The sequence below is a fragment of the Mesorhizobium sp. M0938 genome (assembly GCF_040319125.1).
GTDB lineage: Bacteria > Pseudomonadota > Alphaproteobacteria > Rhizobiales > Rhizobiaceae > Mesorhizobium > Mesorhizobium robiniae.
In genome coordinates, this window is the sequence record NZ_JAMYNS010000011.1 from 197,850 (window position 1) to 224,833 (window position 26,984).

The 26,984-nt window shown below is 63.1% G+C and carries 27 protein-coding genes; 13 read left to right on the forward strand and 14 right to left on the reverse strand.

All coding sequences use genetic code 11. From position 1 onward, the window contains the following. Positions 1-34: 34 nt before the first annotated feature. On the reverse strand, positions 35-943 hold the full coding sequence (locus NKH73_RS20870) for an SDR family oxidoreductase (RefSeq protein ID WP_352935627.1): 909 nt from the start codon (positions 941-943) through the stop codon (positions 35-37). Positions 944-1,035: 92 nt separating this feature from the next. On the opposite strand from NKH73_RS20870, the gene NKH73_RS20875 reads away from it, so the two are divergent. Continuing rightward, positions 1,036-1,605 carry a TetR/AcrR family transcriptional regulator gene (locus NKH73_RS20875; RefSeq protein ID WP_352935630.1) on the forward strand — a complete coding sequence of 190 codons (570 nt, stop codon included), beginning with the start codon at positions 1,036-1,038 and terminating at the stop codon, positions 1,603-1,605. Positions 1,606-1,650: 45 nt separating this feature from the next. Here the strand turns inward: NKH73_RS20875 and NKH73_RS20880 are convergent, their stop codons facing one another. Beyond that, on the reverse strand, positions 1,651-2,865 hold the full coding sequence (locus tag NKH73_RS20880) for an MFS transporter (RefSeq protein ID WP_352935633.1): 1,215 nt from the start codon (positions 2,863-2,865) through the stop codon (positions 1,651-1,653). A 91-nt stretch (positions 2,866-2,956) separates the two neighbouring features. Here NKH73_RS20880 and NKH73_RS20885 point away from each other — a divergent pair, with 91 nt between their 5' ends. Next, positions 2,957-3,928: an AraC family transcriptional regulator gene (locus NKH73_RS20885; RefSeq protein WP_352935636.1), complete on the forward strand. Its 972-nt coding sequence runs from the start codon at positions 2,957-2,959 to the stop codon at positions 3,926-3,928. 179 nt (positions 3,929-4,107) lie between these two features. Here NKH73_RS20885 and NKH73_RS20890 read toward each other — a convergent pair whose 3' ends face one another. The 7 genes from NKH73_RS20890 to NKH73_RS20920 all read right to left on the reverse strand — a co-directional run bounded on the left by NKH73_RS20890 (position 4,108) and on the right by NKH73_RS20920 (position 10,787). Continuing rightward, a complete protein-coding gene (locus NKH73_RS20890; protein ID WP_352935639.1) occupies positions 4,108-5,193 on the reverse strand; it encodes an ABC transporter ATP-binding protein in 1,086 nt (361 codons plus the stop codon). Next, a complete protein-coding gene (locus NKH73_RS20895) occupies positions 5,193-6,296 on the reverse strand; it encodes an ABC transporter ATP-binding protein (protein ID WP_352935642.1) in 1,104 nt (367 codons plus the stop codon). Before NKH73_RS20895 ends, NKH73_RS20890 begins: the two co-directional genes overlap by 1 nt. Further along, a complete protein-coding gene (locus NKH73_RS20900) occupies positions 6,293-6,502 on the reverse strand; it encodes a hypothetical protein (RefSeq protein WP_352935645.1) in 210 nt (69 codons plus the stop codon). The genes NKH73_RS20895 and NKH73_RS20900 overlap by 4 nt, the downstream gene beginning before the upstream one ends. Further along, a complete protein-coding gene (locus NKH73_RS20905; protein WP_352935648.1) occupies positions 6,499-7,458 on the reverse strand; it encodes a carbohydrate ABC transporter permease in 960 nt (319 codons plus the stop codon). The genes NKH73_RS20900 and NKH73_RS20905 overlap by 4 nt, the downstream gene beginning before the upstream one ends. Position 7,459: 1 nt before the next feature. Further along, on the reverse strand, positions 7,460-8,365 hold the full coding sequence (locus NKH73_RS20910; RefSeq protein WP_029348308.1) for a carbohydrate ABC transporter permease: 906 nt from the start codon (positions 8,363-8,365) through the stop codon (positions 7,460-7,462). A gap of 73 nt (positions 8,366-8,438) precedes the next feature. Further along, positions 8,439-9,755 carry an ABC transporter substrate-binding protein gene (locus NKH73_RS20915; RefSeq protein WP_352935651.1) on the reverse strand — a complete coding sequence of 439 codons (1,317 nt, stop codon included), beginning with the start codon at positions 9,753-9,755 and terminating at the stop codon, positions 8,439-8,441. 348 nt (positions 9,756-10,103) lie between these two features. Beyond that, complete coding sequence (locus NKH73_RS20920; protein ID WP_352935654.1) at positions 10,104-10,787, reverse strand: TetR/AcrR family transcriptional regulator; 684 nt, start codon at positions 10,785-10,787, stop codon at positions 10,104-10,106. A gap of 114 nt (positions 10,788-10,901) precedes the next feature. On the opposite strand from NKH73_RS20920, the gene NKH73_RS20925 reads away from it, so the two are divergent. The 6 genes from NKH73_RS20925 to NKH73_RS20950 all read left to right on the forward strand — a co-directional run bounded on the left by NKH73_RS20925 (position 10,902) and on the right by NKH73_RS20950 (position 14,859). Next, a complete protein-coding gene (locus NKH73_RS20925) occupies positions 10,902-12,098 on the forward strand; it encodes a Tm-1-like ATP-binding domain-containing protein (RefSeq protein WP_352935657.1) in 1,197 nt (398 codons plus the stop codon). An 11-nt stretch (positions 12,099-12,109) separates the two neighbouring features. After that, positions 12,110-12,973 carry a phosphoenolpyruvate hydrolase family protein gene (locus tag NKH73_RS20930; RefSeq protein ID WP_352935660.1) on the forward strand — a complete coding sequence of 288 codons (864 nt, stop codon included), beginning with the start codon at positions 12,110-12,112 and terminating at the stop codon, positions 12,971-12,973. A gap of 4 nt (positions 12,974-12,977) precedes the next feature. Continuing rightward, positions 12,978-13,400 carry a cupin domain-containing protein gene (locus NKH73_RS20935; protein ID WP_352935663.1) on the forward strand — a complete coding sequence of 141 codons (423 nt, stop codon included), beginning with the start codon at positions 12,978-12,980 and terminating at the stop codon, positions 13,398-13,400. Between the two features lie 163 nt (positions 13,401-13,563). Next, positions 13,564-14,292, forward strand: a complete 729-nt coding sequence (locus tag NKH73_RS20940) for a Crp/Fnr family transcriptional regulator (RefSeq protein WP_352935666.1) — start codon at positions 13,564-13,566, stop codon at positions 14,290-14,292. Positions 14,293-14,377: 85 nt separating this feature from the next. Continuing rightward, positions 14,378-14,623, forward strand: a complete 246-nt coding sequence (locus NKH73_RS20945; protein WP_352935669.1) for a hypothetical protein — start codon at positions 14,378-14,380, stop codon at positions 14,621-14,623. A gap of 35 nt (positions 14,624-14,658) precedes the next feature. Further along, positions 14,659-14,859, forward strand: a complete 201-nt coding sequence (locus NKH73_RS20950) for a hypothetical protein (protein WP_352935671.1) — start codon at positions 14,659-14,661, stop codon at positions 14,857-14,859. A gap of 90 nt (positions 14,860-14,949) precedes the next feature. Here the strand turns inward: NKH73_RS20950 and NKH73_RS20955 are convergent, their stop codons facing one another. Beyond that, the gene (locus NKH73_RS20955; RefSeq protein ID WP_352935673.1) at positions 14,950-16,140 is read right to left on the reverse strand and encodes a M24 family metallopeptidase; all 1,191 of its coding nucleotides are present in this window, start codon (positions 16,138-16,140) and stop codon (positions 14,950-14,952) included. Between the two features lie 376 nt (positions 16,141-16,516). On the opposite strand from NKH73_RS20955, the gene NKH73_RS20960 reads away from it, so the two are divergent. The 5 genes from NKH73_RS20960 to NKH73_RS20980 all read left to right on the forward strand — a co-directional run bounded on the left by NKH73_RS20960 (position 16,517) and on the right by NKH73_RS20980 (position 22,012). Beyond that, positions 16,517-18,127: an ABC transporter substrate-binding protein gene (locus tag NKH73_RS20960; protein ID WP_352935676.1), complete on the forward strand. Its 1,611-nt coding sequence runs from the start codon at positions 16,517-16,519 to the stop codon at positions 18,125-18,127. A gap of 276 nt (positions 18,128-18,403) precedes the next feature. Further along, the gene (locus NKH73_RS20965) at positions 18,404-19,390 is read left to right on the forward strand and encodes an ABC transporter permease (protein ID WP_352935679.1); all 987 of its coding nucleotides are present in this window, start codon (positions 18,404-18,406) and stop codon (positions 19,388-19,390) included. Further along, positions 19,387-20,217, forward strand: a complete 831-nt coding sequence (locus tag NKH73_RS20970; RefSeq protein WP_352935682.1) for an ABC transporter permease — start codon at positions 19,387-19,389, stop codon at positions 20,215-20,217. Before NKH73_RS20965 ends, NKH73_RS20970 begins: the two co-directional genes overlap by 4 nt. After that, the gene (locus NKH73_RS20975) at positions 20,214-21,212 is read left to right on the forward strand and encodes an ABC transporter ATP-binding protein (RefSeq protein WP_352935685.1); all 999 of its coding nucleotides are present in this window, start codon (positions 20,214-20,216) and stop codon (positions 21,210-21,212) included. The genes NKH73_RS20970 and NKH73_RS20975 overlap by 4 nt, the downstream gene beginning before the upstream one ends. Continuing rightward, the gene (locus tag NKH73_RS20980; RefSeq protein ID WP_352935688.1) at positions 21,209-22,012 is read left to right on the forward strand and encodes an ABC transporter ATP-binding protein; all 804 of its coding nucleotides are present in this window, start codon (positions 21,209-21,211) and stop codon (positions 22,010-22,012) included. Before NKH73_RS20975 ends, NKH73_RS20980 begins: the two co-directional genes overlap by 4 nt. Here the strand turns inward: NKH73_RS20980 and ggt are convergent. The 4 genes from ggt to NKH73_RS21000 all read right to left on the reverse strand — a co-directional run bounded on the left by ggt (position 22,006) and on the right by NKH73_RS21000 (position 26,874). Continuing rightward, positions 22,006-23,592, reverse strand: coding sequence for a gamma-glutamyltransferase (gene ggt / locus NKH73_RS20985; protein ID WP_352935691.1), 1,587 nt, complete (start codon positions 23,590-23,592; stop codon positions 22,006-22,008). The genes NKH73_RS20980 and ggt overlap by 7 nt on opposite strands. Positions 23,593-23,691: 99 nt before the next feature. Next, positions 23,692-24,546, reverse strand: a complete 855-nt coding sequence (locus NKH73_RS20990) for a TIGR01459 family HAD-type hydrolase (RefSeq protein ID WP_352935694.1) — start codon at positions 24,544-24,546, stop codon at positions 23,692-23,694. Beyond that, positions 24,543-25,829 carry an FGGY-family carbohydrate kinase gene (locus NKH73_RS20995; RefSeq protein ID WP_352935697.1) on the reverse strand — a complete coding sequence of 429 codons (1,287 nt, stop codon included), beginning with the start codon at positions 25,827-25,829 and terminating at the stop codon, positions 24,543-24,545. The genes NKH73_RS20990 and NKH73_RS20995 overlap by 4 nt, the downstream gene beginning before the upstream one ends. A 1-nt stretch (position 25,830) precedes the next feature. Then, the gene (locus NKH73_RS21000) at positions 25,831-26,874 is read right to left on the reverse strand and encodes a class II aldolase/adducin family protein (protein ID WP_352935700.1); all 1,044 of its coding nucleotides are present in this window, start codon (positions 26,872-26,874) and stop codon (positions 25,831-25,833) included. Positions 26,875-26,984: the final 110 nt, after the last annotated feature.

Genomic DNA, 26,984 nt, shown 5'->3' on the forward strand with positions numbered 1-26,984 from the left:
CGAAACCATTGCCGGCTGCCAGCGTTCGAGCGGTCTAACGGTACCCGGTCACATCGGCTGGTTTGCCGGCGTCCTGAACCTCGGGAACATAGCGCCAGGCGTCGGGCCGCGAGCCGTCGAGATCGGTGAAACCGTAGACCTGCGCCAGCCCGCCACTCGACAGCGATTGTCCGTTCCAACGCGAACGATCCGGGTCGGCCGCAAGCGCCGCCACCGCGCGGCCGACAAAGCGCGGCGTCTCCGAGATGGCAAAATGCGGCACCTTCGCTGTCGCATCGCGCCAGTTGTCCTCCTTGACGCCGAACGCCTCAAGCATCATTTCCGAACGCAACCAGCCGGGCGTGAGCGAAACCGACGTAGCACCATACGCCGCGAGATCCTTGGCATGGGCCCATGCCATGCGCGTCACCGACACTTTGGCGAGATCATAGAAGGGCGAGAGTCGGTAGTGGTCGGCATTGTATTCGGCGGTGCCGTCGGTGACCTCGACAAGCAGCCCACCCGAACGCTCGATCAGCAGCGGCAGCGCGTGGTGAGCTGTGATCAGGTGCGTGTCGATTGCCAGCCTGAGCATGCGCAGGCCGTTCTCGAGATTGTGCTGCCAGACCGCTTTGTTCCATTCGAACAGCTTTTCGCCGCCCCAGATGTCGTTGACCAGTACATCGAGACGGCCCTGCTCCGCGCGGATTCGGTCGACCAATTTGCGCACGTCTTCCGAAATCAGGTGATCGACCTGCACGGCAATGCCCTTGCCGCCAAGCGCCGAAACCAGTTCCGCCGTTTCCTCGATGGTCTCAGGACGTGCATATTCGGACGGATGCTCGCGCGTCGACCTGCCGGTGGCGTAAACAGTCGCGCCGGCAGCGCCCAGTTCGACTGCAATGCCTCGGCCGGCGCCACGGGTGGCGCCCGCGACCAGAGCGACTTTTCCACGAAGCGTCATTAGGCTCTCCGAAACTCGATTCGACAAGGAGGTCTGGTCTTTGCCAGTGTCACAATATATAAATGATCATTCGGTTATAAATGGATGTCAAGATGCCCCGGCCAAAAACCCAGTCCGACGAAGACGTGCTCGAAGCGGCGAACCGGCTGATCCACGCGCATGGCCCGGAAGCGCTCACCTTCGAGCGGCTGTCCGTGGCCTGCGGACTTTCCGGCTCGACGCTGGTGCAGCGTTTCAAAAGCAAGGCCGCTCTGAAGCAGAGGGCTCTGTTGCAGGCATGGGACCGGCTTGATGACAAGACGGCGAGGCTGTCGAAGACGATCCCAAGAACCCCTGATGGAGCGATTGGCCTGCTGGTGGCGCTGTCGCAGGACTATGGCGGCATCGAATCCTATGCCGAGGGCCTTCTGGTGCTGCGCGAGGATCTGCGCGATCCGCTGCTTCGCGCACGCGGCGCGTCGTGGAAAGCTTCTCTGTGTGACGTGCTCGACGCCTGTTTTGCCTCAGCAGCCGATCCGCCTGAAGGCATCGGCCTGCTCATGGCTTCGCACTGGCAGGGCTCGCTGCTGTGGTGGAGTTTCGACCCCAAGGTCGAAGTGACTGCTTATGTCGAAAACAGCCTGACGCGTTTCGTAACGGCGATAACGGCCCGAAGAGCGTAACCGATCTCCGGGCCGATCAAAGATGAATCCGCAAGGGCGGACGGGCTAGGCTGCGTGCTTCGGGCCGAGCAGGAACGCCGCCAAGGCCGCCAGCAACGTCGCGATCCCGCAATAGGCGAAAGCGCTGGCAACGCCGGCATTGTCGATAAGCACGCCGCCGAAAACGGCGCCCAGCGCAATGGCCACCTGGAACGCGGCGACCATCAGCCCACCGGCGCTCTCGGCCTGGTCGGGAGCGGCTCGCACCAGCCAGGTTTGTAGCCCGACTGGCACCGCACCGAAGGCAAAGCCCCAGGCGGCAACCGCTATCGCCGCGATGACTGGCGAGGCTCCGAGAGTAAGCAGCAAGGCGGCTGCCAGAGCAATCAGCAGAGGTGCCAGGCCGACGGCGGTCTTAAGGCTGCGCTCGGCCATGAAGCCACCGGCAAAATTGCCGAAGAACCCACCGATTCCAAAGGCGAGCAGCACCAGAGAGATCGTCTCGATGTCCAGCGCAGGCACCTTCTCAAGAAACGGGCGGACATAGGTGAAGCCGGCAAAGTGTCCCGAGGCGACCAGCAGGACCACCAGAAGTGCCGCCCTGATCGTCGGGCGCTTCATCACGTCCAGCAAGGTTCGAAAGTTTGCCACACCCATCGGCGGCAGCTTCGGAAGGGTGGCGATCTGCACCAGCAGCGCCAGGGCGCCGACGACCGCCGCGATCATGAAAGCGGTGCGCCATCCCCAGACGTCGCCGACATAAGCGCCAACCGGGGCTGCGGTAACGGTGGCGACCGAAACGCCGGTTAGGATAATCGACATGGCGCGCGGCATCAGCCGCATCGGCACGAGCCGCATCGCCATGGCCGCCGACATCGACCAGAAGCCGCCGAGGGCGATGCCAAGAACGACGCGGGCAGCCAGAAGCACAGGAAGCGACGACGCGAACGCCGCGAGCAGGTTCGAGACGATCAGAAGAACGGTCAGGCCCCACATGACCAGCCTGCGATCCAGCCGCTTGGTGACGATGGCCATGGTCGGCGCCGCGATCGCCCCGACGACCGCTGTCGCAGTGACAGCTTGCCCGGCGGCGCCTTCGGTGATGCCGAGATCCTGCGCCAGCCGCGTCAGCAAGCTGGCGGGCAGGAATTCGGCCGTTACCAGGCCGAAAACGCCAAGCGCCAGCGATACCACCGCGCCCCACGCCGGCTCGGATCGTTCTTCGGATTCGGAAGAGTCGAGAACAGCGGCGTCCATGACGCCTGTCACGGGTTCGGTCATGGTGAATCTCCGATCTGGTTGCAGCGCAACATTTGGCTGCAGTGCAACATAGGGAGTGACCGCCTGGAGTTTCCATGCTAGAAACACCATTATGCTTGACTATTCGTCCAAAGTTCCGATCACCGGCGATCCGCTGACGGACATATTGCGCGGGCTGCGGCTCGACGGCGTCGAATATGGCCGCTGTGAAATGCAGGAGCCTTGGGGGCTTCAATTTCCGGCCCAGACGGCGGCGCGGTTTCATTTCATCGGCCGCAAGGGATGCTGGCTGCTGCAACCGTCCGGCGAATGGGTAGAGCTCAAGGCGGGCGACGCGGTGTTGCTGCCACGCGGTGCAGCACACGTCCTGGCAAGCGAGCCGGGCGTTGAGGCTTCGCCGATCCAGGGCTACCAGGTCGCCGAGGTCTGCAAGGGCGTCTACTGCCTGTCCAACGAAGGTTGCCGGCCGGGGACCCTGCTGTTTTTCGGCAGCATGTATTTCAATCTCGACGGTTTGCATCCATTGCTCGGCATGATGCCGGACGTGATGCGCGCGCACGAGTTGGAAGCCTATGAACCCGGCATCCCGCATCTGCTGGAGTCCATGGCCCGCGAAGTGACGCTGGAGCGTGTCGGCTCAGGTGGCATTCTCGCACGGCTTGCCGATGTGCTCGCCGCCACCGTCATCCGGTCATGGGTCGAGCGCGGCTGCGGCGACTCGTCCGGATGGATTGCGGCGGTGAGAGACCGCGAGATCGGTCGCGTGCTGGCCGCAATCCACCTCGAACCGGACCGCGACTGGACCGTGGAAACGCTCGCCAGGATGATGGGCGCCTCGCGATCAGGTTTCGCGGAGCGCTTCGCGACGATCGTCGGCGAAACGCCGGCGAGATACGTCACCCAGGTGAGGATGCACCAGGCACGGCAATGGCTGGTCCGCGACCGGCTGAAGATCTCCGTCGTCGCCGCTCGCCTGGGCTATGAATCCGACGCGGCCTTCAGTCGCGCGTTCAAGCGCGTCATCGGAACGGCTCCCAGCCATTTCCGGGCCGAGGAACAGGCTGAGACCCGTCAAGCCGGCTAAATCTGGCCAGGGGCTTTAAGCCGCCGAGCATCCTGCTGCCCAACAGACGCGCTCTAGAGCGCTTCACCGTTTCACGGAAACGCCGAAACGCTCTATCTCTTTGTTTCTGCGCAATTCCCTAGGGAAAGCGCTATGCGTTTTTCCCGGGAAAACCGTTTCACACTTTTCCTGGAATTGCTTTACCCCGCGTGGCGGAGGCTTATTCCGCTACTCTTGTCGAACAGCACCACCTTGTCCGGATCCCAGGCAAAGCGCACCGGTTGCTCGATCTCGACATCGGTTCTGGCCGGCACCGTGGCCCGCAGCATGGCATCGCCGACCCGCAGCGTAAGGATCTTCTCGACGCCATGGTTCTCGACATCGTGGACGCGCGCTTCCACCGGCGCCCCGCTCTCGAGATAGACATCCTCGGGACGAATACCGAAGACGAGCGGGCGACCGTCGGTGACACCGCTCGTTTTCGCCCTCCCCGCAAAAGGCAGCTCGAAATTCAACGGTGCCATCACCGCGCGGCCGTCGACGAGCTTGCCCTCGATGAGATTCATCGGTGGCGAGCCGACGAAGCTCGCCACATAGGTGTCGCGCGGATTGTTGTAGATCTCATACGGCGTGCCGGTCTGGACGATGCGGCCATGGTTGAGCACGCCGACCTTGTCGCCCATCGACATCGCCTCGATCTGGTCGTGCGTCACGAACAGGAAGGTCGCGCCGAGCTGCATTTGCAGGTTCTTCAGCTCGGTGCGCAGCGCCTCGCGCAATTTGGCGTCGAGCGCCGACAGCGGCTCGTCCATCAGGAACACACGCGGCTTGCGCACGATGGCACGACCGATCGAAACACGCTGCATCTCGCCGCCCGAAAGCCGGTCGGTCTTGCGATCGAGCAGATGCTCTATTCGCAGCGTCCTGGCGGCACGGTCGACGCGATCCTTGATCTCGGCGTCGGGCAGCCGGCGGATTTTCGGCTTCAGCGGAAATTCGAGATTTTGGCGCACCGTATAGCGTGGATAAAGCGAATATTGCTGCAGCACCAGCGCCACATCCCGCTCGGCCGCACCCCAGTTCGCGACGTCGACGCCATCGATGAAGACCTGGCCTTCGGTCGGCTTCTCCAGGCCGGCGACCATGCGCAGCGTCGTCGTTTTGCCGGCCCCGGTCTCGCCGAGCAGCACGAAGAACTCGCCATCGGCAATGTCGAGGTTGAGCCCGGTCAATGCAGTGTGATTGCCGAATGTCTTCGAGATGTTTTTAAGCTGGATATGGGCCATCAGAGTCTCACCTCCAGCGACTTGCCGCTCGCCGTATCGAAGAAATGCGCCTGGGCCGGATCGATCCTGACGAAGACCCTCTCGCCCGGTCCAGTGACAAAGCCGCTCTTGGTGCGCGCGCGCAGCATCTTGGAGCCGACCTTGAGGTCGACGATGTCGAAAGAGCCGAGCGGCTCGACGATCTGCGCCTCGACCGGCAAGAACCCGTCGGCGGCTTCGCGGCGAACGATGACGCCTTCCGGCCGGATGCCGAGCGCAAGCTTGGCGCTGGCATGGCCGTTGAGCTTCGCCAGCAGCGCGCGCGGGAATTCGAAGCCGGTGGCCGCTCCGCCAACCGTCACCGAGGCCGACGCGGCTTTTTCCGCCACCGAGGCATCGGCGACATTCATGACCGGGCTGCCGACGAACTGCGCGACGAACAGATTCGCCGGTCGCGAATAGACCTCGTCCGGCGAACCGACCTGCTGCAGCACGCCTTCATGCATGATGACGATGCGGTCGGCGAGGCTCATCGCCTCGATCTGGTCATGCGTGACATAGATGGTGGTGGAGCCCTGCTTGATGTGCAGCCGCTTGATCTCGGCCCGCATCTCCTCGCGCAGCTTGGCATCGAGCGCGCCGATCGGCTCGTCCATCAGCATTGCCTTCGGCCGCCGCACCAGCGCCCGGCCGATGGCCACGCGCTGCATGTCGCCGCCCGACAGCGCCGAGGGTTTCTTGGCGAGGAGATCGGTGATCTGCAGCGTCTTGGCGACCGAGCGCACCTCGCTGTCGATCTCGGCCTTGCTCTGGCGCGTGGCCCTGAGCGGAAAGGCGATGTTCTCGTAGACGCTCATATGCGGATAGAGCGAGAACGACTGGAAGACCATGGCGATGTCGCGGTCGGCGGCCTTGAGATGCTGGACCGGCTTGCCGTCGATGAGGATATCGCCGCCGTCGATCGTCTCCAGCCCGGCAATAGCGCGCAGTGTCGTCGTCTTGCCGCAGCCCGACTGGCCGAGCAGCACGATGAACTCATTGTCGGCGATCTTGAGATTAAGGTCCTTGATGACCTGAACGGCGCCAAAGAATTTCTGGACGCCACGAAGCTCGATCTGGGTCATGCGTGGCCTTCTTTTTCCAGCGCGCCGGTCGCCTGCGGTTTCTGCCTTGGACCGACCCAACCGGTGATCATGAAGGTCAGCAGTCCGACGATGATGATCGTCAGCCCGTAGCGGTGCAGGAAGAAATTCCACGGCTGGCAGAGCGCGATGATGCCGAACACCATCACGACCTCGGCCGTGCGCTGGATTGTAGCATGGCGGATCATTTGCGGATCGCTCCAAAGGACATGCCGCGCAAGAGGTGGTTGCGGAGCAGGAAGGTGAAGATCGCGACCGGCAGCAGGAACAGGAAGGTTCCGGCGGCAATCACCGTCCAGTCCGGCAAGCCGGAACCGACCTGGCTGGGGATGAAGGGCGGTGCCGTCTGGGCGCGTCGGTTGGTCATGATCAGCGCGAAGGCATATTCGTTCCACGCCGTGATGAAACAGAACACGGCGGTGGCGGCGATGCCGGTGGCCGCTTCCGGCAGCACGATCTTGAAGAAGGCCTCCATGCGCGTGTAGCCGTCGACGAGCGCCGCCTCCTCGTACTCCCTCGGAATCTCGTCCATGAACCCCTTCATCAGCCATACGGAGAAGCTGAGGTTGAAGGCGGTGTAGAGGATGATCAGGCCCCAATGCGTGTCGTTGAGGCCGACGACCCGGTACATCAGGAACATCGGGATCGCCACCACCACCGGCGGCAGCATGCGCGTCGACAGGATGAAGAAGAGCAGGTCCTGCTCCCCCTTGATCTTGAAGCGCGAGAATCCGTAAGCCGTGAAGGTGCCCATGCCGACGGCCAGGACGGTCGAGGTGATGGCGACGATCAGCGAGTTCATGAAGCGGCTCGGATAGCCGGACCACTGCACCTCGCCCCTGCCCGAGCGCACCACCTTCTCGCCGCCGTCAAACACCAGCCGCTCCCACCACGGGGCGGCGGCGTATTGCTCCGGCGTCGGCGCGGTGCGCAACTGCGACCGCTTGGTGAAGAGCTTCACGAAGGGCGATATCTCAGGCTGGAACACCACCGTCGGTGGGATAGTGGTGGCAAGGTTGCGCGGCTTGAACGCCGTCGAGGCTATCCAGTAGATCGGCGCCAGAAAGATCATTGTGATGATCAGCACACCGACGATGGCGAGCTTGTTGAGCGAACGCTCGGTAGAGGTGGTGACAGCGGCCATTCTAGCGCTCCTTCACCTTGTTCAGGTATTTGACGTAGATGTTGGTGATCGCCAGGATCATGATCAGCACGATGTAGGCTAGCGCGCAGGAGCGCCCGGTCTGCCATTCCTGGAACGCCATCTTGTAGAGCCGGATCGAGATCACCTCGGTGGTTGGCTGGCTGGTCAGGATGTAGGCGAGATCGAAGGTCTTGAACGCTTCCATGGTGCGAAAGATGATCGCGATCATCAGAATCGGCGCGACCAAGGGAAGCGTGATGCGAAAGAAGGTGTAGAACGATCCGGCGCGGTCGATCGCGGCCGCTTCGTAGAGGTGCTTCGGCACTGCCGACAGGCCGGCGAGCGACAGCAGCATCACGAAGGGCGACCACATCCAGATGTCGGTGATGGCAACCGCGTAGAGCGCCATGTCGGGGTTGGAGAGCCACTCGAAGGAGCCGAGGCCGAGCGTATAGTTGATGATGCCGAAGGACGGGTCGTAGAGCAGCTTCCAGAACAGGCCGACGACGGCCATCGACAGCATCATCGGCAACAGCAGGAGGGTCGTCAGCAGGCCCTTCAACGGGATATCGCGGTTGAGCAGCAACGCCACCCCAAAGCCGACGATGACCTGGCCGACTACGGAGACGATGACGTATTTGGCGGTGATTGCGAAATTCGACCAGATGAACGGATCGTTGAGCAGCTCGCGGTAATTCTGCAGTCCGACGAAATTGGCCGCCGCCGGGCTCGACGCGCGAAAGTCGGTGAACGAATAGCCGAGCGAATAGATCAGCGGAAAGATGTTGAAGACGATCAGGAAAACGATCGTCGGAATGATGAAGAGATTGCGGATCGTGAGATCGCTCATGCCGCGGGCGGCGGAGCGCGAATTTGGATCCAGAGTGGTCATGACTGCAGTGGCCAAGGCCCGTTCCTTCCTTGTCCGGAAAAGAAAACGGAAGGGGCGAGCTCCCGCCCCCTCCGAGCGTTAATGCCGTTTACTTCACGCGGTTGTATTTCTTGAATGTCGCGTTCCAGTCCGCGGCGAGCGAATCGAGCACTTCCTTGGCCGTGCCCTGATTGCCGGTGATGTACGGATAGACGCGTTGGTTCATCTGGATGAGCAACTCGGCATATTCCGGCGTCGCCCAGAAGTCCTTCACCTTGAACATGGTTTCGTAGAAGGCCTTGTTGTAAGGCGTTGCGTTCTGGAATTCAGGCGACTCGAGCACCTTGGCACTTGCCGTGTAACCGCCGAGTTCCGCCCATTTCTTCTGCGTATCTTCCTTGATGAACCATTCCAGGAACTTCATCGCCTCTTCCTGGTTCTCGGAATAGGAGATGACGGAGATGCCCTGGCCGCCGAGCGCGGCGAACTGGTCACCGTTCGGTCCTGGGGGGTTGGCGAAGAAGCCGGTGGCCTTGGCATTCGGGTTCGAGGCTTCGTTGATGAGCGCCGGGAAGAAGGCGAAATAGTTCATGCTCATCGCCGCCAGGTTCTCGGTGATCGCCTGGTTGTCCTCGATAAAGAAGCTCTTGGCCCAACCAGGAGGAGTGAAGGAATAGAGCTCCTTGTAGGCCTCGAGCGCCTTGACGTTCTGTTCGGAGTTGATGATCCCGTCGACCTTGTAACTGGCATAATCGCCAAGTTCGCCGCCGTAGGAGAAGATGGCGTTCTCGACGCCCATCACCAGCGCGTCATACGAGTTATCGGTGTAGATGGCGACGCCGTAGCGCTTCTCGTCGGGACGGTGGAAGAATTCGGCGATGTCGCGCAACTGCTTCCAGTCCTTCGGCACGCCGAGATCGTAGCCATACTTGGCCTTGAAGGCTTCCATCTCCTTCGGGTCTTCGAACCAGTCCTTGCGATAGGACCAGCCGACCGCGTCGCCCTCGGCCGGGATCGACCAGTACTTGCCGGAGTTGGACGGATATTCGGCGTAGTACTTGACCGTCGCTGGCGCCATCACCTCCTTCAGATTGTGCTTGTTGAAAAAGTCGGTGAGGTCGACATAGTGGCCCGCCTCGGATGCGGCGCCGATCCACTGCGAGTCGCCGACGACCATGTCGTAGGCGCTGCCCTTGGCGTTGAACTCGGTGAATGCCTTGGTCTGGAAGTCGGACCAAGGCGTGGTTTCGACCGTGACCTTCACGCCGCTCTCGGCTTCGTAAAGATTGACGAGTTCCTGCAAATAGTTCGCCGGATCCCATTCAGCCCAGAATATGGTGAGTTCCTTATCCTGCGCGTAGACGGACGTTCCGCAGGCGAGCACTAAGCCGATACCAGCAAGCATGCTGGTCATTGTCTTGCGCATAATGATTTCCTCCCTTGTGCGCATTCTACCGTATCATGCGAGCCGGCGGCGAGGCCGACCCTGGTAGTTCCTCCCGTGATGCACCATCCGGCCTTGAGCCTCCTCGCTCAGCCGAAATGGCCCTCACATTCAATCCGCTTTGTTACCTTGATCTGGTATTACCAATTCCGGACGCACGTCAAGCTCTTTCTTGGACGATGACAGACACTCAAACAAGCGAATTCCAGCGACATCTGCCTGTTTTTCTTAAATTTTCCTACTCCTTGATACGCAAGAGCCTTGTTCGGGCTACGGCACAACGGCTATTGTCAGTAATCGGCGTCCCCATCTGGTCGAACCAGATCGATACTATTCCGTCGCTGTCGCCGGCGCGCTTCTGTCTCCTTCGGCCATCGATTCCGCCACTGCAGCTCGCACCAGGGCCCCGGCTGCCCATTGCGCGACCGACATCATCCTGCGGCTGTCCAGCCCCCATATATCCTTCAGCACGATAAGCACTTCGACACCGAAGATCAGCGACAGAGCCTGCGCCAGGCGCTTGAATTCGCGTGGCGGCAGCCGGTCCTTGAGTGGCGTGATCGCGTCCTTGAGCAGATCGACGCGATGGCCGCGCGTAAAGGCCGGCTCGCCGCCCAGCGTGCCCGCCTGCCGGCGCGCCCACTGGTCGAGCGACAACTTCAGCGCCGCCTTGAAGGTCGCCTCGAAGGCCTCGATGCGAGGCATGGCGGTATCGAACAATTCGACCACCCGGCGCTCGGGATCGGTCGAGGATGATTTCCAGGTGAGGATCGGCCCGAGCCCTTCGTTGACCACCGCCTGCACCAGCGCCGCCTGGCTGGGAAAATACCTATAGGCGGTGGCGCGCGAGACTTCCGCGGCTTCGGCGACCTCGCTGACCGAGGGCGTGGCGCCTGCCTGCATCAGCCTTGTCGCCGTCTCCAGCATCAACCGCCTTGTGCGTGCCCGCGGTCCGCGCGCCGATCGAAAGTCGGCGTCGTCGGGTACTGCCGCTTGTTGACGTGAGACATTCATGTCAATACGATACGCGCGTCTCAAAAAATTGCAATGGCCTTCGCATAGCCGAACGGCCGGGCAAAAGAGCGGCAGGCGGCAACGCCGAGCGCGCCCAGGGATTGGGGAAACGCAATGAAGCGCGTCTATGTGGTGGGCACCGCCGACACCAAAGGTGAGGAGCTGGCTTTTCTGGCCGATGCGGTCGCTGCCACCGGTGCTGCTGTCGCCACCGTCGACGTCGGGACACGCAGCGCGACGGTGCCGGTCGATGTCCCGGCCGACGAGGTCGCGGGTCACCATCCCGGCGGCAGCAGTGCCGTGTTGGGCATCGACGACCGCGGCACCGCGGTCGCTGCAATGGCCATCGCCTTCACCCGGTTCGTCCAATCGCGTACCGATATATCGGGTGTGATCGGCATCGGCGGTGGCGGCGGCACGTCGATCATCACATCAGGCATGCGCGCTCTGCCGCTCGGCCTGCCGAAAATCATGGTCTCGACGCTCGCCTCGGGCGACACCGCGCCTTATGTCGATGTCTCCGACATCGTCATGATGCCGTCGGTGACAGACATGGCCGGCCTGAACCGGCTTTCGCGTGTCGTGCTGCACAGTGCCGCCCAGGCGATATCAGGCATGGCGGCAAAGCCGGCGCCGCCCCCCGACGGCAAACCGTCGATCGGCCTCACCATGTTCGGCGTCACCACACCATGCGTGACTTCCATCGCCGAGCAGCTTCGCTCGACCTATGACTGCCTGGTTTTCCACGCCACCGGAACCGGCGGCCGCACCATGGAAAAACTGGCCGACAGCGGCTTGCTGTCCGGTGTCATCGACATCACCACGACCGAGGTCTGCGACCTCTTGTTCGGCGGCGTGCTGCCGGCAACCGAAGACCGCTTCGGCGCGATCGCCCGCACTGGGCTACCTTATGTTGGCTCGGTCGGGGCCCTCGATATGGTGAATTTCTGGGCGCCGCCGACCATTCCGGAACGCTACAGCGGGCGGCTGTTTTACGAGCACAATCCGAACGTGACGCTGATGCGCACGACACCTGACCAAAGCCGCAGGATCGGCGAATGGATCGGCACCAAACTGAGCCTCTGCGACGGCCCGGTCCGGTTCCTCATTCCCGAAAAGGGCGTCTCGGCACTCGATATCGAAGGCGGCGCCTTCTTCGACCCTGAAGCCGATGCAGCACTCTTCGAGGCCATCGAGCGCACGATCCTGCCTGATGACAAGCGACGTGTGACGCGCCTGCCGCTGCATATCAACGATCCGGAATTCGCCAAGGCTGCAACAGCGGCCTTTCTCGATATCCCCAGACAGTGAGAGAGAAAGACATGGCCGCCATACCGCGCAAGAAGATCCTGGAAAAGTTCGGCAAGATGATTGCCGGCGGCGTGCCGATTGTCGGCGGCGGCGCCGGCACCGGCCTGTCGGCCAAGGCCGAAGAGGCCGGCGGCATCGACCTGATCATCATCTACAATTCCGGCCGCTATCGCATGGCCGGGCGCGGCTCGGCCGCCGGCCTGCTCGCCTATGGCAACGCCAACGAGATTGTCAAGGAAATGGCCTACGAGGTGCTGCCCGTGGTGAAGAAGACGCCGGTGCTGGCCGGCGTCAACGGCACCGATCCTTTCGTCATCATGCCGCTGCTGTTGGCCGAGCTGAAAACGATGGGCTTTTCCGGCGTGCAGAACTTTCCGACAATCGGCCTGTTCGACGGCCAGATGCGGCAGAGTTTTGAAGAAACCGGCATGGGCTTCGGGCTCGAAGTCGACATGATCGCCGCCGCACACGAACTCAACCTCCTGACCACCCCTTATGTGTTCAATCCCGACGAGGCGCGCGCCATGACCAAGGCTGGCGCCGACATCGTCGTTGCCCATATGGGCGTGACGACAGGCGGCTCGATCGGCGCGACGTCGGCCAAGTCACTGGACGACTGCGTCAAGGAGATCGACGCCATCGCTGAAGCGGCGCGTGTCGTGCGCAAGGACGTAATCCTGCTTTGCCATGGCGGGCCGATCTCGATGCCTGACGACGCCCGCTACATCCTCGAACGCTGCAAGGGCCTGCATGGTTTCTACGGTGCCAGCTCGATGGAGCGGCTCCCGGCGGAAGCGGCGATCGCCAGGCAAACCGCGGATTTCAAGGCCGTCACGCTTGGTGCCAAAACGACTGCGAAGAAAAAGAAGGGATGAGACGATGACTGACAAAAGCAAGGTGTTTGTCTATCCGAAGGACGTCAGCGCCTTCGGCTTCGACTGGGGCAAGCTCTCGCTGACAGTAGCGCCCGAGGTGAACGGCGCGACACGCTTCTCCGGCGGCGTCGTCGACCTGCCCTCCGGCAAGGGCCACACGCGCCACAACCATCCGGGTGCGGAAGAGATCATCTTCGTCATATCGGGGAACGGCGAGCAGATGGTCGAGGACGAGAACGGCAATCCGGTTGTTGCGAAGGTCGGCCCCGGCTGCACTATCTATGTGCCGGAAAGCCGCTTCCATTCGACGCTGAACACCGGCGACGCGCCGATGCAGCTCTTCGTCGTTTACTCACCAGCTGGGCCGGAGCTGGCGCTGCGCGACCTTCCGGATTTCCGGCTGCTGCCGCCGGGCGGGAGCCATTGATAGTACCGTTCGCCGGTGGCAGTTCGAATACCTCTCACCGGTTTGCCGGCAAACCGTCGCACCCAGCTTCAGCGCCGGCGAAGCTTTGCCAATCACGCTTTAACAGCCTATGCTGTCACATCGGCCGCCAGCGCTTCGGATGCAGCCGACAGTAAGAGGGTACGTGCTCTTGCCCGCCAGGGAGAGAGCCATGCCGCAATCCCTTTTTCGCAACCAGATATTGAAAGCCCTCTCCTCAGAGGATTTCGCGCTTTTGCAGCCGGCAATGCGTCACGTCGAACTGGGCATCAAAGCTCGGCTGGAAATCCCCTATCATCCGATCGAGCACGTGTATTTTCCAGAGGTGGGTATCGCTTCGGTGGTCGCCACCATGACCGGAGGGCGACAAAGCGAAGTCGGCATCATCGGCAACGACGGCATGACCGGGGTTGCGGTCATTCTCGGCCAAGACAGGTCTCCCAATGAAACCTATATCCAGGTCGCCGGCAATGGCTGGAGCCTGCCGGTTGAAAATCTTCGCTCTGCGGTTGCAGAAAGGTCCACCCTTCGCGAGTCACTGCTGCGCTATGCCCACGCGTTCCTCGTCCAGTCGTCCCGGACGGCACTGGTCAACGGTCATTCGAAAATCGAGGAACGGCTGGCCCGCTGGTTGCTGATGGTCCATGATCGCGCTGAAGGCAATAAGATCTACCTGACACATGAATTTCTGGCGACGATGCTTGGCTCTCGGCGCCCGGGGGTTACCACTGCCCTCCAAATGCTTGAATATCGGGGGTTGGTTCACGCCAGGCGCGGCGAGATCACCATCGTCGACCGCGCCGGAATGATCAAGCTGACCCAGGGCGCTTACGGCGAGGAGGAGCAGCGCTATTTCGGCCTGGCCTCCGCCTGATTGTCCGCTTTCAGACATAATCTTGAAGACCGCCGCGAGTTGGCCGTAAATCATGTTGGTAACGGGTTTCAGGGAGGGAATCTTGATGACCAACACTTTTCACACCGTCACGGTTGAAAGGGCGGCCGAGGCCTATGTTCTTTCCAGAGCCAAGGCCCGCTTCCTTTCGATCGTACAGGCAATCCGCGCCATCCGAACGCTCATGCCGGCTTGCAAGGCCACCGACCGCGAGTTGGAGGAGATGCTGGCGGCGGCATGCGTCACTCACGGTGTGCCCGTCGCTTTCGACGTAACGGCGGCCGAGGGCACAGAACCACGGCTCCATTCGTAAGGCCGGAGATGCCCGCGCTCGCGCAGACGCCTACCTTGTCGGACGTTCGCCTGGCGATCGTCCGCTACCTGATCGACAATGTCGACCACCCGAGCGTTTCGATATCCGAGGTCAGCCACGTCGTGAGAAGAGCGTTTCCGCTTTGCGAACTCACGGATTGGGAACTTGGCGATCTCATTGCGCGAAGCGCTATTGGCGCGGGATTTGCAATCGATTTCGACGCAACGGCGCCTTGAGGTCTATCGAGGCACCGACGGTTTCGCGCCGTCTTCCAAGGGGGATCGAACTCTTCCAGAGTTACTGGGTTCTGGCCGCAAAAACGCGCGCTAAGCCACCCCGCCCCTGTTCCATCCCCGGCCCCGGTCGCCGAACATCACATAGCCGGTGTCGGTGACCGCAACCGTGTCCTCCAGCTTGATGAAGCCGCGCGTTGGATGAAGCATCGTTGTCTCGACCGACAGCACCATGTTTTTCTCCAATGGCTGTTCGGCATAGGTGCCTTCGTAGGTCACCGGGTGGTTGGTCATCAGGAACGGCGCCTCATGCGTGATCAGCCCCATGCCGTGGGCGAAGAAATCGGTATAGGACGCGACCTTGGATCTCTTCAGCACGCCCTCCGCGCGAGAAATCATGTCGCCGCCCAGCGTGCCTGCCTTGACCTTGGAGAAGGCCGCCTGCTGCACCGTCTCGACTTCGGCCAGCAAATCCTCCAGTTCAGCGTCCGGCTCGCCTAAGATGCCCATGCGACAGAGGTCACCGATATAGCCGTGATAATTGCCGCCGGAATCGATCGACATCACCTCGCCCTTTTTCCACGCCTGTGGCGAGCCGGCGCGATTGTGGCTGGAGCCCAGCGTCAGCAGGCAGTATTCGAAATGCGCGCCGCGATTGGTTTCCTCGCGCCTGAGTTGCTCGATGATCTCGGTCTTGGTCGTGCCTTCACGTGCCCAGGCAATGGTTGCCAGCATGGAATCGGTGATCAGTTCGGAGGCGATGCGCAGCTTCTCCAGCTCCGCTTCGGTTTTGATGGCACGCATGCGCTCCAGCATATCAGTCGCATCGATCAGCTTGGCGTCGGGCAATGCCTTGCGGATTAGCGTGTAGGCGTCCGACGGCAGGAAAGCCGGCTCGATGCCGATGCGGGCGTTGCCCTTGCCGATTTTCGTCAGATGCTCGACCGCAAGGTTGGCGGCGTCGAGCGTGCCCCAGCAGGCGGCGTGCAAGGTCGGCGTCCAGAACGGGTTGTTCTGGTGCTCGCCGCCCTCCATGCGGTTGCCGATATAAGCGGCATGCTCCGGCCCACCCTTCTCGTAGACAACAACAGGCAGATAGCGGCTGTGGCCGATCGCATCCATGGCGGCGAAGAAGATGAACTTGTAGCCGCCAAGCAGATATTGCGTGTTGTGCTTGGAGGTAGCGAGCAGCACATCGATGCCCGCCTCCTCCATCAGTCGATCGACCCTGGCATGGTCGAATGGGATGGTGCTGACGGCATTCTTGCCCGGGACGACGTTCATCTTTCTCTCTCCCTGAATTCCGTGGCCGACCGGTCGGATCGCCGGCTGTTTTGGTCATGATATTCTGGCTGTCAGTCAAATCTGCACCATTTTCCCCTGCCTGGTCCAGCCAGAAACAGGTGGAACGGCCATTCTGGCATACTTCGTCTTCGTATATAGCAAGACTTAACCAAATCTGGTCCTACCAGATCAGCTCGAATGAACCGCTTCCCTCTAACTGGTCCAGCGGACGAAATTTTCAAAGCCACGTGAGGATGCGCCAAATCCGTCTCTGGCGAAACCCTTGGCGAAGCTCATAATCACCCTTGCAAGGATGCCACCTGGCGTCCGAGGGTGGCCTACCCGGCCGGGTGGCTGAGAGGGACGGAGTTCGATCATGTCAGAGTTCACGATTTCCAGACGCACCGTGCTTGCCGGTTCGGCATTGCTTCTGGCTTCGACGGCGCTGCCGACCATCGGTCGGGCACAGACGCCGAAGAAAGGCGGGCGGCTGATCGTCGCCGCCGATTCCGAGCCGCGCAACCTCAATCCGGCGATCGTCGCGTCCAACGGCGTGTTCTTCATTTCGAGCAAGGTCGTGGAACCGCTCGCCGAGGCATCCTTTGATGGCAAGGACGGGCTCGACCCACGCCTGGCGACAGGCTGGGAGGGCGCCGCCGACGGCTTGTCGGTGACATTCAAATTGCGCGAAGGCGTCAAATGGCATGACGGCAAACCTTTCACCTCCGCCGACGTCGCGTTCTCGGCGCTGCAGATATGGAAGCCGCTGCAGAATCTCGGCCGTACCGTGTTCAAAGACCTGGAGGCGGTCGATACGCCCGACGAACTGACCGCCGTGTTCAAATTCGCCAAGCCGACACCATTCCAGCTGATCCGCAACGCCTTGCCGGCGCTGAGCAGCGTCGTGCCCAAGCACATCTACGAAACAGGTAAGATCGAAGAAAACCCGGCCAACAATGCGCCTGTCGGCACCGGCCCCTTCAAATTCGCCGAACATAAACCTGGCGAATACTACCGGCTGGAGAAGAATGCCGACTACTGGGGCAAGGACCAGCCTTACCTCGACGAGATCATCTATCAGGTGCTGCCCGACCGCACTTCGGCGGCAAGCGCGCTTGAGGCGGAAGAGATCCAGCTCGCCGCCTTTTCCGCCGTGCCTCTGGCCGATCTCGACCGCATCTCCAAAGTGCCTGGCCTCAAGGTGATCACCAAGGGCTATGAGGGGCTAACCTATCAGCTCGTCGTCGAGATCAACCATCGCCGCAAGGAACTGGCCGACCTGAAGGTGCGCCAGGCGATCGCCCACGCCATCGACAAGGATTTCGTCGTCAAGACAGTGTTCCTCGGCTACGCCGCCACAGCCACCGGCCCGGTGCCCAAGAACGATCCGCAATTCTATACGGCCGACGTGCCGACCTATGCCTTCGACGTGGCCAAGGCCAACGCCCTGCTCGATGAAGCCGGCTACATCAGGGGTGACGACGGCAAACGCTTTTCACTGAAGCTGCTGCCGGCGCCCTATTTCAACGAGACCAAGCAGTTCGGCGACTATCTGCGCCAGGCACTCGCCGCCATCGGCATTGACGCCCAGCTGGTCAACAACGACTCCGCCGCCCACATCAAGGCCGTCTACACCGACCACGCCTTCGACCTTGCGGTCGGGCCGCCGGTGTTCCGCGGCGACCCTGCGATCTCGACCACCATCCTGGTGCAGAGCGGCATTCCCGACGGCGTGCCGTTCTCCAACCAGGGCGGCTACAAGAACGATGAACTCGATGCCCTCATCGCCAAGGCATCCGAGACGCTCGACACATCAGCCCGCACCGAACTCTACAAGGAGTTTCAGAAAAAGGTCGCAGCCGACCTGCCGCTGATCAACGTCGCCGAATGGAGCTTCATCAGCGTTATCAAAGACACGGTGGGGAATGTCGCCAACAACCCGCGCTGGGCGGTGTCGAACTGGGCGGACACCTGGCTGGAGGCTTAGCAAGGTTCGCTCCAGACTTGCACATGGTGTATCCGGGTGCTCAGCTTCGGTGATGAGAGTTCTACGGCGCCCCCCTCTGTCCTACCGGACATCTCCCCCACAAGGGGGGAGATTGGCAGCTTCGGCGTTAAAGGCAGCTTTGCAACACTGGAGATTGGCGAAAACGACAATGACCGCCGATCTCCCCCCAAGTGGGGGAGATGTCCGGCAGGACAGAGGGGGGCGCCGTAGAACACAACCCAGAAGAATTGGCCCACCTGCCAATGTCGGTGCGCCATGACGCGCGCACTCCTCCTCCTTCGCCGCCGCCTCGTCGGCAGCATCTTCGTGCTGCTGATTGTCGTCATCGGCACCTTCCTTTTGCTGGAAGCCGCGCCCGGCGATGCGGTCGACGCCTATATCGCCTCGACCGGCGGCGACGCCGGCATGATCGAATTGCTGCGCCATCGTTGGGGCCTCGACCAGTCGGCGCTGACGCGGCTGGCGAACTATCTCTGGGCACTGCTGCATCTCGACCTCGGCCAGTCGGTGACTTTCTCGCGGCCGATCCGCGAGGTGATCCTCGAACGCCTGCCCAACACCCTGCTTTTGATGGGCAGCGCGACCGCGCTCTCCTTCGGGCTCGGCTCAGCGCTCGGCATCTATGCCGGAGCCAGGCCCGGCAGCTTTCGTGACCGCTTCCTGTCGATCGGCTCGCTGGCGCTCTATGCCGTACCCGGCTTCTGGCTCGGGCTGGTGCTGATCATCGTCTTTGCCGTCGACCTGCGCTGGTTTCCGATCGGCGGCATCGAGAGCCTCGCGTCGGCCAAGACCGGCCTCGACCGCGCGGCCGATATTGCCCGCCATCTCGTCCTGCCGGTGTCCGCACTCGGCTTCATCTATCTGGCGCTCTACCTGCGCATGATGCGCGCCGGCATGGCCGAGGTCTGGCGGCAGGATTTTGTCCTCGCCGCTCGCGCCAAGGGCCTGTCCCGCCGCCGCATCGTGCTCGCTCACGTCGCCCGCAATGCGCTGTTGCCGCTGGTCACCATGCTCGGACTTCAATCGGCGCAGATGCTCGGCGGCAGCGTCGTCATCGAAAGCGTCTTTTCGGTGCCCGGCCTTGGCCGGCTGGCACAGGAAGCGGTGGCGGCGCGCGACACGCCTCTGCTGCTCGGCATCATTCTCACCAGCGCCGTTCTGGTTATCGTGATCAACCTTCTCGTCGACATCGCTTACACCGTCCTCGATCCGCGCGTCGGCGCCAGCGAGGCCAGTGCGTGAGCCCGCTTCGCCGTTTTTTCCGCACGCCGGAAGCGCTCGCCGGCGGGATCATCCTGGCGGCGTTGTTCGCCATGGCGCTTGCCGCACCGCTGGTCTTTCCCGGCGATCCGCAGGCGATTGCCGGGCCGGCATTGCTGCCGCCCTTTCAGGACTGGTCGCTGCCGCTCGGCACCGACCGGCTCGGCCGTGATGTGCTGGCCGAACTTTTCCACGGCGCCCGCACTTCGCTGGCGGTCGGGCTGGCGGCGGCAGCCGCAGCCCTTGCCGTCGGCGCGATAGTCGGCACGCTGGCCGGCTTTGCCGGCGGCGGCGTCGACGAAGTGCTGATGCGTATCACCGACGCCTTCCAGACCGTGCCGAGCTTCCTGCTGGCGCTGGCCTTCGTCAGCGTCGTCGGGCCATCGCTCGGCGTCGTCATCGCGGCGATCGCGCTCGGCGCCTGGACGGGGCCGGCGCGTGTCGCCCGCGCCGAAGTGCTGTCGATCCGGGAACGCGATTTTGTCGCCGGCGCCCGTGTTGTCGGCATGCATCCGCTGGAGATCGCTTTTCGCGAAGTGCTGCCCAACGCGTTGCCGCCGGTGCTGGCATTGTCGTCGGTGATCGTCGCCGCCGCAATCCTCACCGAGGCGGCCCTTTCGTTTCTCGGCCTCGGCGACCCCAACCGCGTGACCTGGGGCGGCATGATCGCCGAAGGCCGCGCCGTGCTGCGCACCGCGCCCTTTTTGTCGATCATTCCGGGTGTAGCACTCGTGCTGACAGTGCTCGGCGTCTATCTCGCCGGCGAAGGCGTCGTCGAGACGACCGCTGTGAGAAGGAGCCTGTCGTGACGGCGCTGCTTTCGATCCGCGATCTGACGGTGACCTACCGCCGCGATGGCGCCGAGGTGGCGGCGTTGAAACATGTCAGCCTCGATGTCGCCGCCGGCGAGCGCTTCGCCATCATCGGCGAGAGCGGCTCGGGCAAGAGCACACTGGCGCTGGCGATAGCCGGGCTGCTGCCGGGATCTTCCAAGGTTGAGGGTCGCATCGAGTGGTTTTTGCCATCGTCGCCATCCTTTGGTGCCAAGGCACCCCCCTCTGTCCTGCCGGACATCTCCCCCGCAAGGGGGGAGATCGGCCATTCGATCGCCGGCTCCTTTTCGCCAACTTCGGCGATTGGCGAAAGCAGGGGTGAAAGAGCAATCTCCCCCCTTGCGGGGGAGATGTCCGGCAGGACAGAGGGGGGTGGGACGGAACGCCAGCCTAAATTCATTCCCCTCGGTGGCCGCGACATCGGCTTCATTTTCCAGGACCCGTCGGCCAGCCTCGATCCGGTGATGGCGGTCGGCGAGCAGATTGCGGAGGTCGCGCACGCGCATCTCGGCCTTACTTGGTCGCAATCCTATGCCAGGGCAAAAACCCTGCTCGAACGCGTCCGGCTGCCCGATCCAGACGCCGCTTTGCGCGCCTTTCCGCACCAGCTTTCCGGCGGCCAGAAGCAGCGCGTGGCGATCGCCGCAGCGATCGCGGCCGGTCCGAAACTGCTGATCGCCGACGAGGCGACCAGCGCGCTCGACACCATCATCCAGGCCGAGATCGTCGCGCTGATCCGGCAGTTGGTGGCCGAGGACGGCATGACGCTGCTGTTCGTCAGCCACGACATCGCGCTGGCCGCCGAGCTGGCCGAGCGTATTGCCGTGTTCCGGCACGGCGAGTTGGTCGAGCTCGGTGCGACGGCGCAGATCATCGCCAGCCCACGCCACGCCTACACGAGAGCGCTGCTCGACGCCCATCTCGGCCTCGACGCCGAACCGCTGCTGCGGCAGGCAGGAGCGTCGGGGTGAGCCGTCCATTGCTGGCCGTTTCCGGCCTGACCAAACGATATCGTCGCGGCGGCAAGACGATCGCCGCCGTCGATGACGTTTCCTTTCACATCAGGTCCGGCGAGACGCTGGCATTGGCCGGGCCTTCCGGCAGCGGCAAGTCGACGATCGCGCGGCTGCTGCTGCGGCTGATCGAACCGGACGCTGGTCGTATCGAGTTCGAAGGCGGCGATTTCCTGGCCCTGAACGGCGCTGCCTTGCGCGCGCGGCGCGCGCGTCTGCAAATGGTGTTTCAGGACCCGCTCGCCGCCTTCAACCCGCGCGCCACCGTAGCGCGCGTGCTCGACGACCCTCTGCGCATCCATGGCATAGCATCCCGCACCGAGCGTCCGCACCGCATTGCTGCTTTGCTGGACCGCGTCGGCCTGGGCGCTGATCTCGCCAGCCGCGCCATCCACGAGATCTCGGGTGGCCAGCGCCAGCGCGTCGCGATTGCCCGCGCCATCGCCACAAAGCCGTCGCTGATCGTGCTCGACGAGGCAGTGTCCGCGCTCGACGTATCGGTGCGCCGACAGATCCTGCAATTGCTGCTCGACCTGCAGCGCGAGGAACGGATCGCCTATCTGTTCATTTCGCACGATCTCGGCGTTATCAGCGCCATCGCTCATCGTGTCGTCATCCTCGACGCCGGCCACGTCGCCGAGAGCGGCGATGCCCGTGCGGTCATCGGTGCCCCGCAGTCGGCGATCGGCAAAGCGCTGGTGGCGGCAGCGCCAAAACTGAACAGGACCAGCACGCAGGGCGCAGCAGATCGTCAATAACCCAGCGCGCAACCATCCTTGCGTGGATCGGACGCGCCGGTAAGCGTACCCTTGTCCCAGTCGATCAGCACCAGCTGACCGCCGCCATGCGGCTCGGTCGGGATGGACACTTGGTGGCCCCGCTCGCGCAGGCCGGCGATCGCATCGGCCGGAACGCCGCGCTCCGCCTCCACCATATCCTGTCGGTAAAACACCCTCGGCGCATCCAGCGCCTCCTGCGGGTCCATGCCGAAATCGATCATGTTGGTGAGCAGGTGGACATTGCCGAACGGCTGGTAACCGCCACCCATCACGCCGAACGGCATGACCGCCCGGCCCTTGGCTGTCACCATGCCCGGCATGATGGTGTGCATCGGGCGTTTTCCCGGGGCGATGCAGTTTGGGTGGTCTGCCGCCAAACGGAAGCTGCTGCCGCGATTCTGCAGGACGACGCCGGTCCTGGGGCCGACCACCCCGCTGCCGAACGAATGAAAGGTCGAGTTGATGAAGCTGACCGCGTTGCGGTCGCGATCGACCACGGAGATGTAGACGGTATCGCTTGGCTGAAGCTCAAGGCGAGGCAGATGCGTCATCGCGTGCGCCGGATCGATGGCGGCACGCAGCCGGTCCGCATGGGAGCTGGACAACAACTGCTCCACGGGAACATGGACGTGATTCTGGTCGCCGATGAAATTGTCGCGGTCCTGATAAGCAAGCCGCCCCGCCTCGATCTCGAGGTGAAGGCGCTCGGCACCGCTCGGTTCCAGCGAGCCGAGCGAAAAGCCCGACAGCACATTCAGCATGATCAGTGCCGTCAGCCCCTGGTTGTTCGGCGGCATCTGGTGGATGTCGTAACCCCGATAGGACGTGCCGACGGGCCTGACATAATCGCCCTTCGTCGCCGCGAAATCCTCAAGCGCATGCAGCCCGCCAAGCGCGCGCAGACGCGACACCATGTCGTCGGCGACCTCACCTTCATAAAAGCCGGCACGGCCACGGCGCGAAACGATGCGTAGCGTGTCGGCCAATTGCGGCTGCCGGTGCAACTCGCCGGCCAGCGGCGCCTTTCCATCCGGCAGAAAAATCCGCGCCGCATGTTCGTCGGCGGCCAGCAGGGCAGCACTTTCGGCCCAGTCGAAGGCGACGCGGTCTTGGACGACATAGCCCTGTTCGGCGTAGCGTATGGCGGGCGCGAGCGCGGCGTCGATGCCCTTTCTGCCGTGATCCTCGAGCAGCCGGCACCAGGCGTCGATGGCGCCCGGCACGGTGACCGCATGCGGGCCGGACTCAGGCAGCGCGTCATGCCCCCTGTCCAGATACCACTCAGCCGTCGCTGCGGCAGGTGCGCGGCCCGAGCCGTTGAAGGCCAGAACCTCGCCTTGGCCATTAGGACAGTAGAGGACGAAACAGTCGCCGCCGATGCCGGTCGATTGCGGCTCGACGACTGCCTGCACTGCCGCCGCGCACACGGCTGCGTCCATTGCGTTGCCGCCGGACCGCAGCATCTCGACCGCCGCCAATGTCGCCAGCGGGTGCGATGTCGCGGCCATCGCTTCCGTTGCACGAACCGGCGACCGTCCGGGGAGCTGAAAATCACGCATGCAGGATCAATAGCCTCCGAACTAGCGATGGCGCCAAGAGTTGTGCCCTCGAAAGTAGCACGACCAGGAGGCAGTGATCACCCGGGGAAATTACCGTCCTCAATCAGCAAACTTGAAAAAATCGGTGGTGTAATCCGGGTATGCGTTCAGCCCATCGAAAAGGTCGGCCAGGTCGCGGGTGTCTGCTAATATTCCTGACAAGACCAGCGCAGTCGCCACGCCGGCACCAATTCCACCGGCGATATCGTGTTCGACGCTGTCGCCGACACAGACCACGGTGCTTCGGTCCGGATTACCCGCCAGTGCCAGCGCGGCATCGAAGATCGGCGCATAGGGCTTGCCAATGCGGGTGACGCTGCCGCCGAGGCTCTCGTAGAGATCCGCAAGCTGGCCGGCGCCAAAGCGAGGCCCCACTGCCGTCAGCATGATCTTGTCGGGATTGGTGCAGAAGCACGGCACCTGCCGCGCTGCTGCCGGTGCAAAAAGTCTGCGATAGTGGTCGATGTCGTAGCGATCGCCTTCGCTGGCGGCGATCAGCACCAGCTCGGCATCGTCGCCGTCGCTGGTCAACGTAAAAGGCAGACCTTCAATCGCCGAGCGGTCGCCTTCGCGGCTGATCAGCAGGCACTTCGTGTTTGGGCGCAGCCTACCGGATGTCGCCATTTCCTGAAACGACCGCCACGCGATCTCGCCGGAAGAGACAAATTGATCCCAGCTTCCTGGTTCGAAGCCAAGCTTCAGCAAGCGGGCCTCGTTGGGCCGCGCCCGCCTGCCCGAGTTCGAGACCAGCACAATCGTCCGGCCTGCGCGCTTCAGCGCCGACAATGCCTCCACGGCGCCCGGATAGGGGTTGGTGCCATCGTGCAGCACGCCGAATTGGTCGAGCAGGAACACCTGATAGCGCTCGACCAGCGCTCCGATACCGTCGAGATGTTCAACTGTTTTCGTGCTCACAAAAGCTCCGCTTCGATTGCGCCCATCAGCGCCAGCCGCGCCGTGCCGGCGGCCGCCTCGTCAGAAAGCGCCGGTAGGAAACTGACGCCCAGCTTGTGCTGCCGGATAGCGGTCCAGGCGGGATTTGCCGCACCGCCGCCGACGCTTCTGACCGAGGTCAATCGGGGCGCACCGAGTTCGGCAAGCCGGCGATAGCCGAGCGCCTCGATCCCGGCAATGCCTTCCAACATCGCTTTCAGATAGTCGGCGTCGTCCGCCGGCCGCGGCGTCAGGCGTGGCGGCAGAGCAGGATCGGCGATCGGAAAGCGTTCGCCGACCGTGGGAAGCGGATAATAGTCGAGGCCGGTCTCCGTCATGGGGTCGATCCCCGCACTCAACTCGATGATGCGCGCGAGGGGAAAATGCTGCGCCAGCACCTTACCGCCCGAATTCGACGCGCCACCCGCCAGATAGGCATCTCCCAACCGATGGCTGTAGATGCCGAACTGCGGCGCCGAGATCGGCCGGTCGGAGAGGATCTTGATGGTCAGCGACGACCCCAGCGCGGTGACGCCGTCGCCAACCGCCGCAGCACCCGTCGCCAGGAACGATGCGCAGCCATCCGTTGTCCCGGCGACCACGGCGACGTCGCGCGCCAGGCCGAACAGATCCGCGGCGCTCGCGGTGAGCGTTCCCGTGACATCGCCCGGCTTGACGACACCAGGCAGGAATTCCATGCGCATGCCGGTCGCCGCGATCCAGTCCGGCCAGCGGCGGGCCTCGACGTCGTAGCCGGTTTTCAGGGCATTGTTCTCGTCGCTGACATCGAAACGGCCGGAGAACTGTCCCGCGATCCAGTCGGCCTGATGCAGCACGGCGGCAATGCCGGGCAGGCGCTGGAACCACAGTGCCTTGGCGAGACCAGACGTCGCTCCAAGTGCTGCGCTCGCTGCCGGCGCCTCGCGCGCGATCACAGCCAGTATGTCGTCGTCGTCGACCTTGTCGTTGTACATCAACGGCTCGGCCAGCGGCCGGCCGGCGCCGTCGACCGGCAGCAGCGTGCCCGAAGTGCCATCGACGGCAATCGACCGGACCGCCGCGCGATCGACGCCTGCAAGCAGTTCCGTCAGAGCCGCGCCGACCGCTGACCACCACACCGAGGGATCGCGGGCGTTCTGGCCAAATCTGTCGAGTGGAACGGCGGAACGCGCGGCAATCGAAAAGTCCGGCCGCATGGCGACGGCGCGCGCACCTGATGTGCCGATGTCGATGCCGATCGAAAGCGGGCCAATTGGACGCGCCATGTCAGCCGCCAGCTGCATTGAGTTTCTGGCGATACTGCTCGGCGTCCCAGTTGATCAGCTCGTCGTTCTCGGCGGCGGTCAGATAGTTCAGCTTCGCCGCGACGTCGACCCGCGCCGTCACGTCGGCGAGGCAGCGTTGCATGGCGTCGGCGCCGGCACTGGCGTCGCCACGCATCAGCACGCCAGCCCCGGGAAACAGGATTGCCACCGGTGCCGCACCGCACCGCTCGGTGACGCGCGGAACGTCCTCGCCAGGCCTCGCCACCACCGAACCCTTGCCGAGAAAGATGACGTGATCGGGATAGAGGCTGCCTCCCGACGCCATGCGACAGCTTTCCGGATCTATTGCGGCGACATGTGCTTCCACATCCGCCGGTAACCTGTAACCGGTGCGTCCGATGAGCGCCGTCAATGCCGCAATGTCCGGCTCCGCCACCTCGCGCGGCGGCCGCGCCAGCAGCCCTGTGACGCGACGCAGCAGTGCCTCGGCGCCGGCGACGGTCTCGGCAGCGACGACCAGCCCGTGATTGCCAAGGATCAGCACATCGACGCCTGGCCGAAGGCGCTCGGCAATGCCCTGGGCAAGCGGCAGGCCCGGTCGGCGATAGGGAACATACGCCCATTCGAGTCCATCGAGGCGCTTGGCGAGCTGAGCCTCGCAGTCGGCCTGCACGGCAAGCGAAATGGTTTCGACGCAGTGGACATGCAGAACGACTCGTTGCGGCATCAGCGCATGAACCGTGGTCTCGATCGAAGGACGCAGCTTGCGGGCATTGAGCGCCTCGATGGCGAACGCCTGAGGCTGATCGGCAGCCGGGTCGCGCTGTTCGACAGCCTTAAGCAGAGGCGCGATCGCCACGGGCACCATGATGTCCTCGGCGAGCGCATTCTTCAACCAGGTACCGGAAGCCTTGATCCAGAGCGTGTCGCCGGCCTTCAGCGAAGTGTTACCGCCGGCGGCCTGGGTCAGATGCGGGTCGCGCCCGATGCTGGCCGAAAGCGACCGCAAAGCAGCCAATTCCTGCGCATCCGCATAGTTTGCCATCGAAAGTCCTCCACAAACCGGCCGCGTGGCCACGGCTTTGGATGTTGACGCTGGTATCGCAGATGCGAGTAAGTTACGTCAATAGTGATCTTATCTCGTCAAATCGAGCT

Coding starts and splice junctions, on each gene's coding strand:
- NKH73_RS20870 (WP_352935627.1), bottom strand. CDS start 943: ATGACGCTTCGTGGAAAAGTCGCTCTGGTCGCGGGCGCCACCCGTGGC.
- NKH73_RS20875 (WP_352935630.1), top strand. CDS start 1,036: ATGCCCCGGCCAAAAACCCAGTCCGACGAAGACGTGCTCGAAGCGGCG.
- NKH73_RS20880 (WP_352935633.1), bottom strand. CDS start 2,865: ATGACCGAACCCGTGACAGGCGTCATGGACGCCGCTGTTCTCGACTCT.
- NKH73_RS20885 (WP_352935636.1), top strand. CDS start 2,957: ATGCTTGACTATTCGTCCAAAGTTCCGATCACCGGCGATCCGCTGACG.
- NKH73_RS20890 (WP_352935639.1), bottom strand. CDS start 5,193: ATGGCCCATATCCAGCTTAAAAACATCTCGAAGACATTCGGCAATCAC.
- NKH73_RS20895 (WP_352935642.1), bottom strand. CDS start 6,296: ATGACCCAGATCGAGCTTCGTGGCGTCCAGAAATTCTTTGGCGCCGTT.
- NKH73_RS20900 (WP_352935645.1), bottom strand. CDS start 6,502: ATGATCCGCCATGCTACAATCCAGCGCACGGCCGAGGTCGTGATGGTG.
- NKH73_RS20905 (WP_352935648.1), bottom strand. CDS start 7,458: ATGGCCGCTGTCACCACCTCTACCGAGCGTTCGCTCAACAAGCTCGCC.
- NKH73_RS20915 (WP_352935651.1), bottom strand. CDS start 9,755: ATGCGCAAGACAATGACCAGCATGCTTGCTGGTATCGGCTTAGTGCTC.
- NKH73_RS20920 (WP_352935654.1), bottom strand. CDS start 10,787: ATGAATGTCTCACGTCAACAAGCGGCAGTACCCGACGACGCCGACTTT.
- NKH73_RS20925 (WP_352935657.1), top strand. CDS start 10,902: ATGAAGCGCGTCTATGTGGTGGGCACCGCCGACACCAAAGGTGAGGAG.
- NKH73_RS20930 (WP_352935660.1), top strand. CDS start 12,110: ATGGCCGCCATACCGCGCAAGAAGATCCTGGAAAAGTTCGGCAAGATG.
- NKH73_RS20935 (WP_352935663.1), top strand. CDS start 12,978: ATGACTGACAAAAGCAAGGTGTTTGTCTATCCGAAGGACGTCAGCGCC.
- NKH73_RS20945 (WP_352935669.1), top strand. CDS start 14,378: ATGACCAACACTTTTCACACCGTCACGGTTGAAAGGGCGGCCGAGGCC.
- NKH73_RS20955 (WP_352935673.1), bottom strand. CDS start 16,140: ATGAACGTCGTCCCGGGCAAGAATGCCGTCAGCACCATCCCATTCGAC.
- NKH73_RS20960 (WP_352935676.1), top strand. CDS start 16,517: ATGTCAGAGTTCACGATTTCCAGACGCACCGTGCTTGCCGGTTCGGCA.
- NKH73_RS20965 (WP_352935679.1), top strand. CDS start 18,404: ATGACGCGCGCACTCCTCCTCCTTCGCCGCCGCCTCGTCGGCAGCATC.
- ggt (WP_352935691.1), bottom strand. CDS start 23,592: ATGCGTGATTTTCAGCTCCCCGGACGGTCGCCGGTTCGTGCAACGGAA.
- NKH73_RS20995 (WP_352935697.1), bottom strand. CDS start 25,829: ATGGCGCGTCCAATTGGCCCGCTTTCGATCGGCATCGACATCGGCACA.
- NKH73_RS21000 (WP_352935700.1), bottom strand. CDS start 26,874: ATGGCAAACTATGCGGATGCGCAGGAATTGGCTGCTTTGCGGTCGCTT.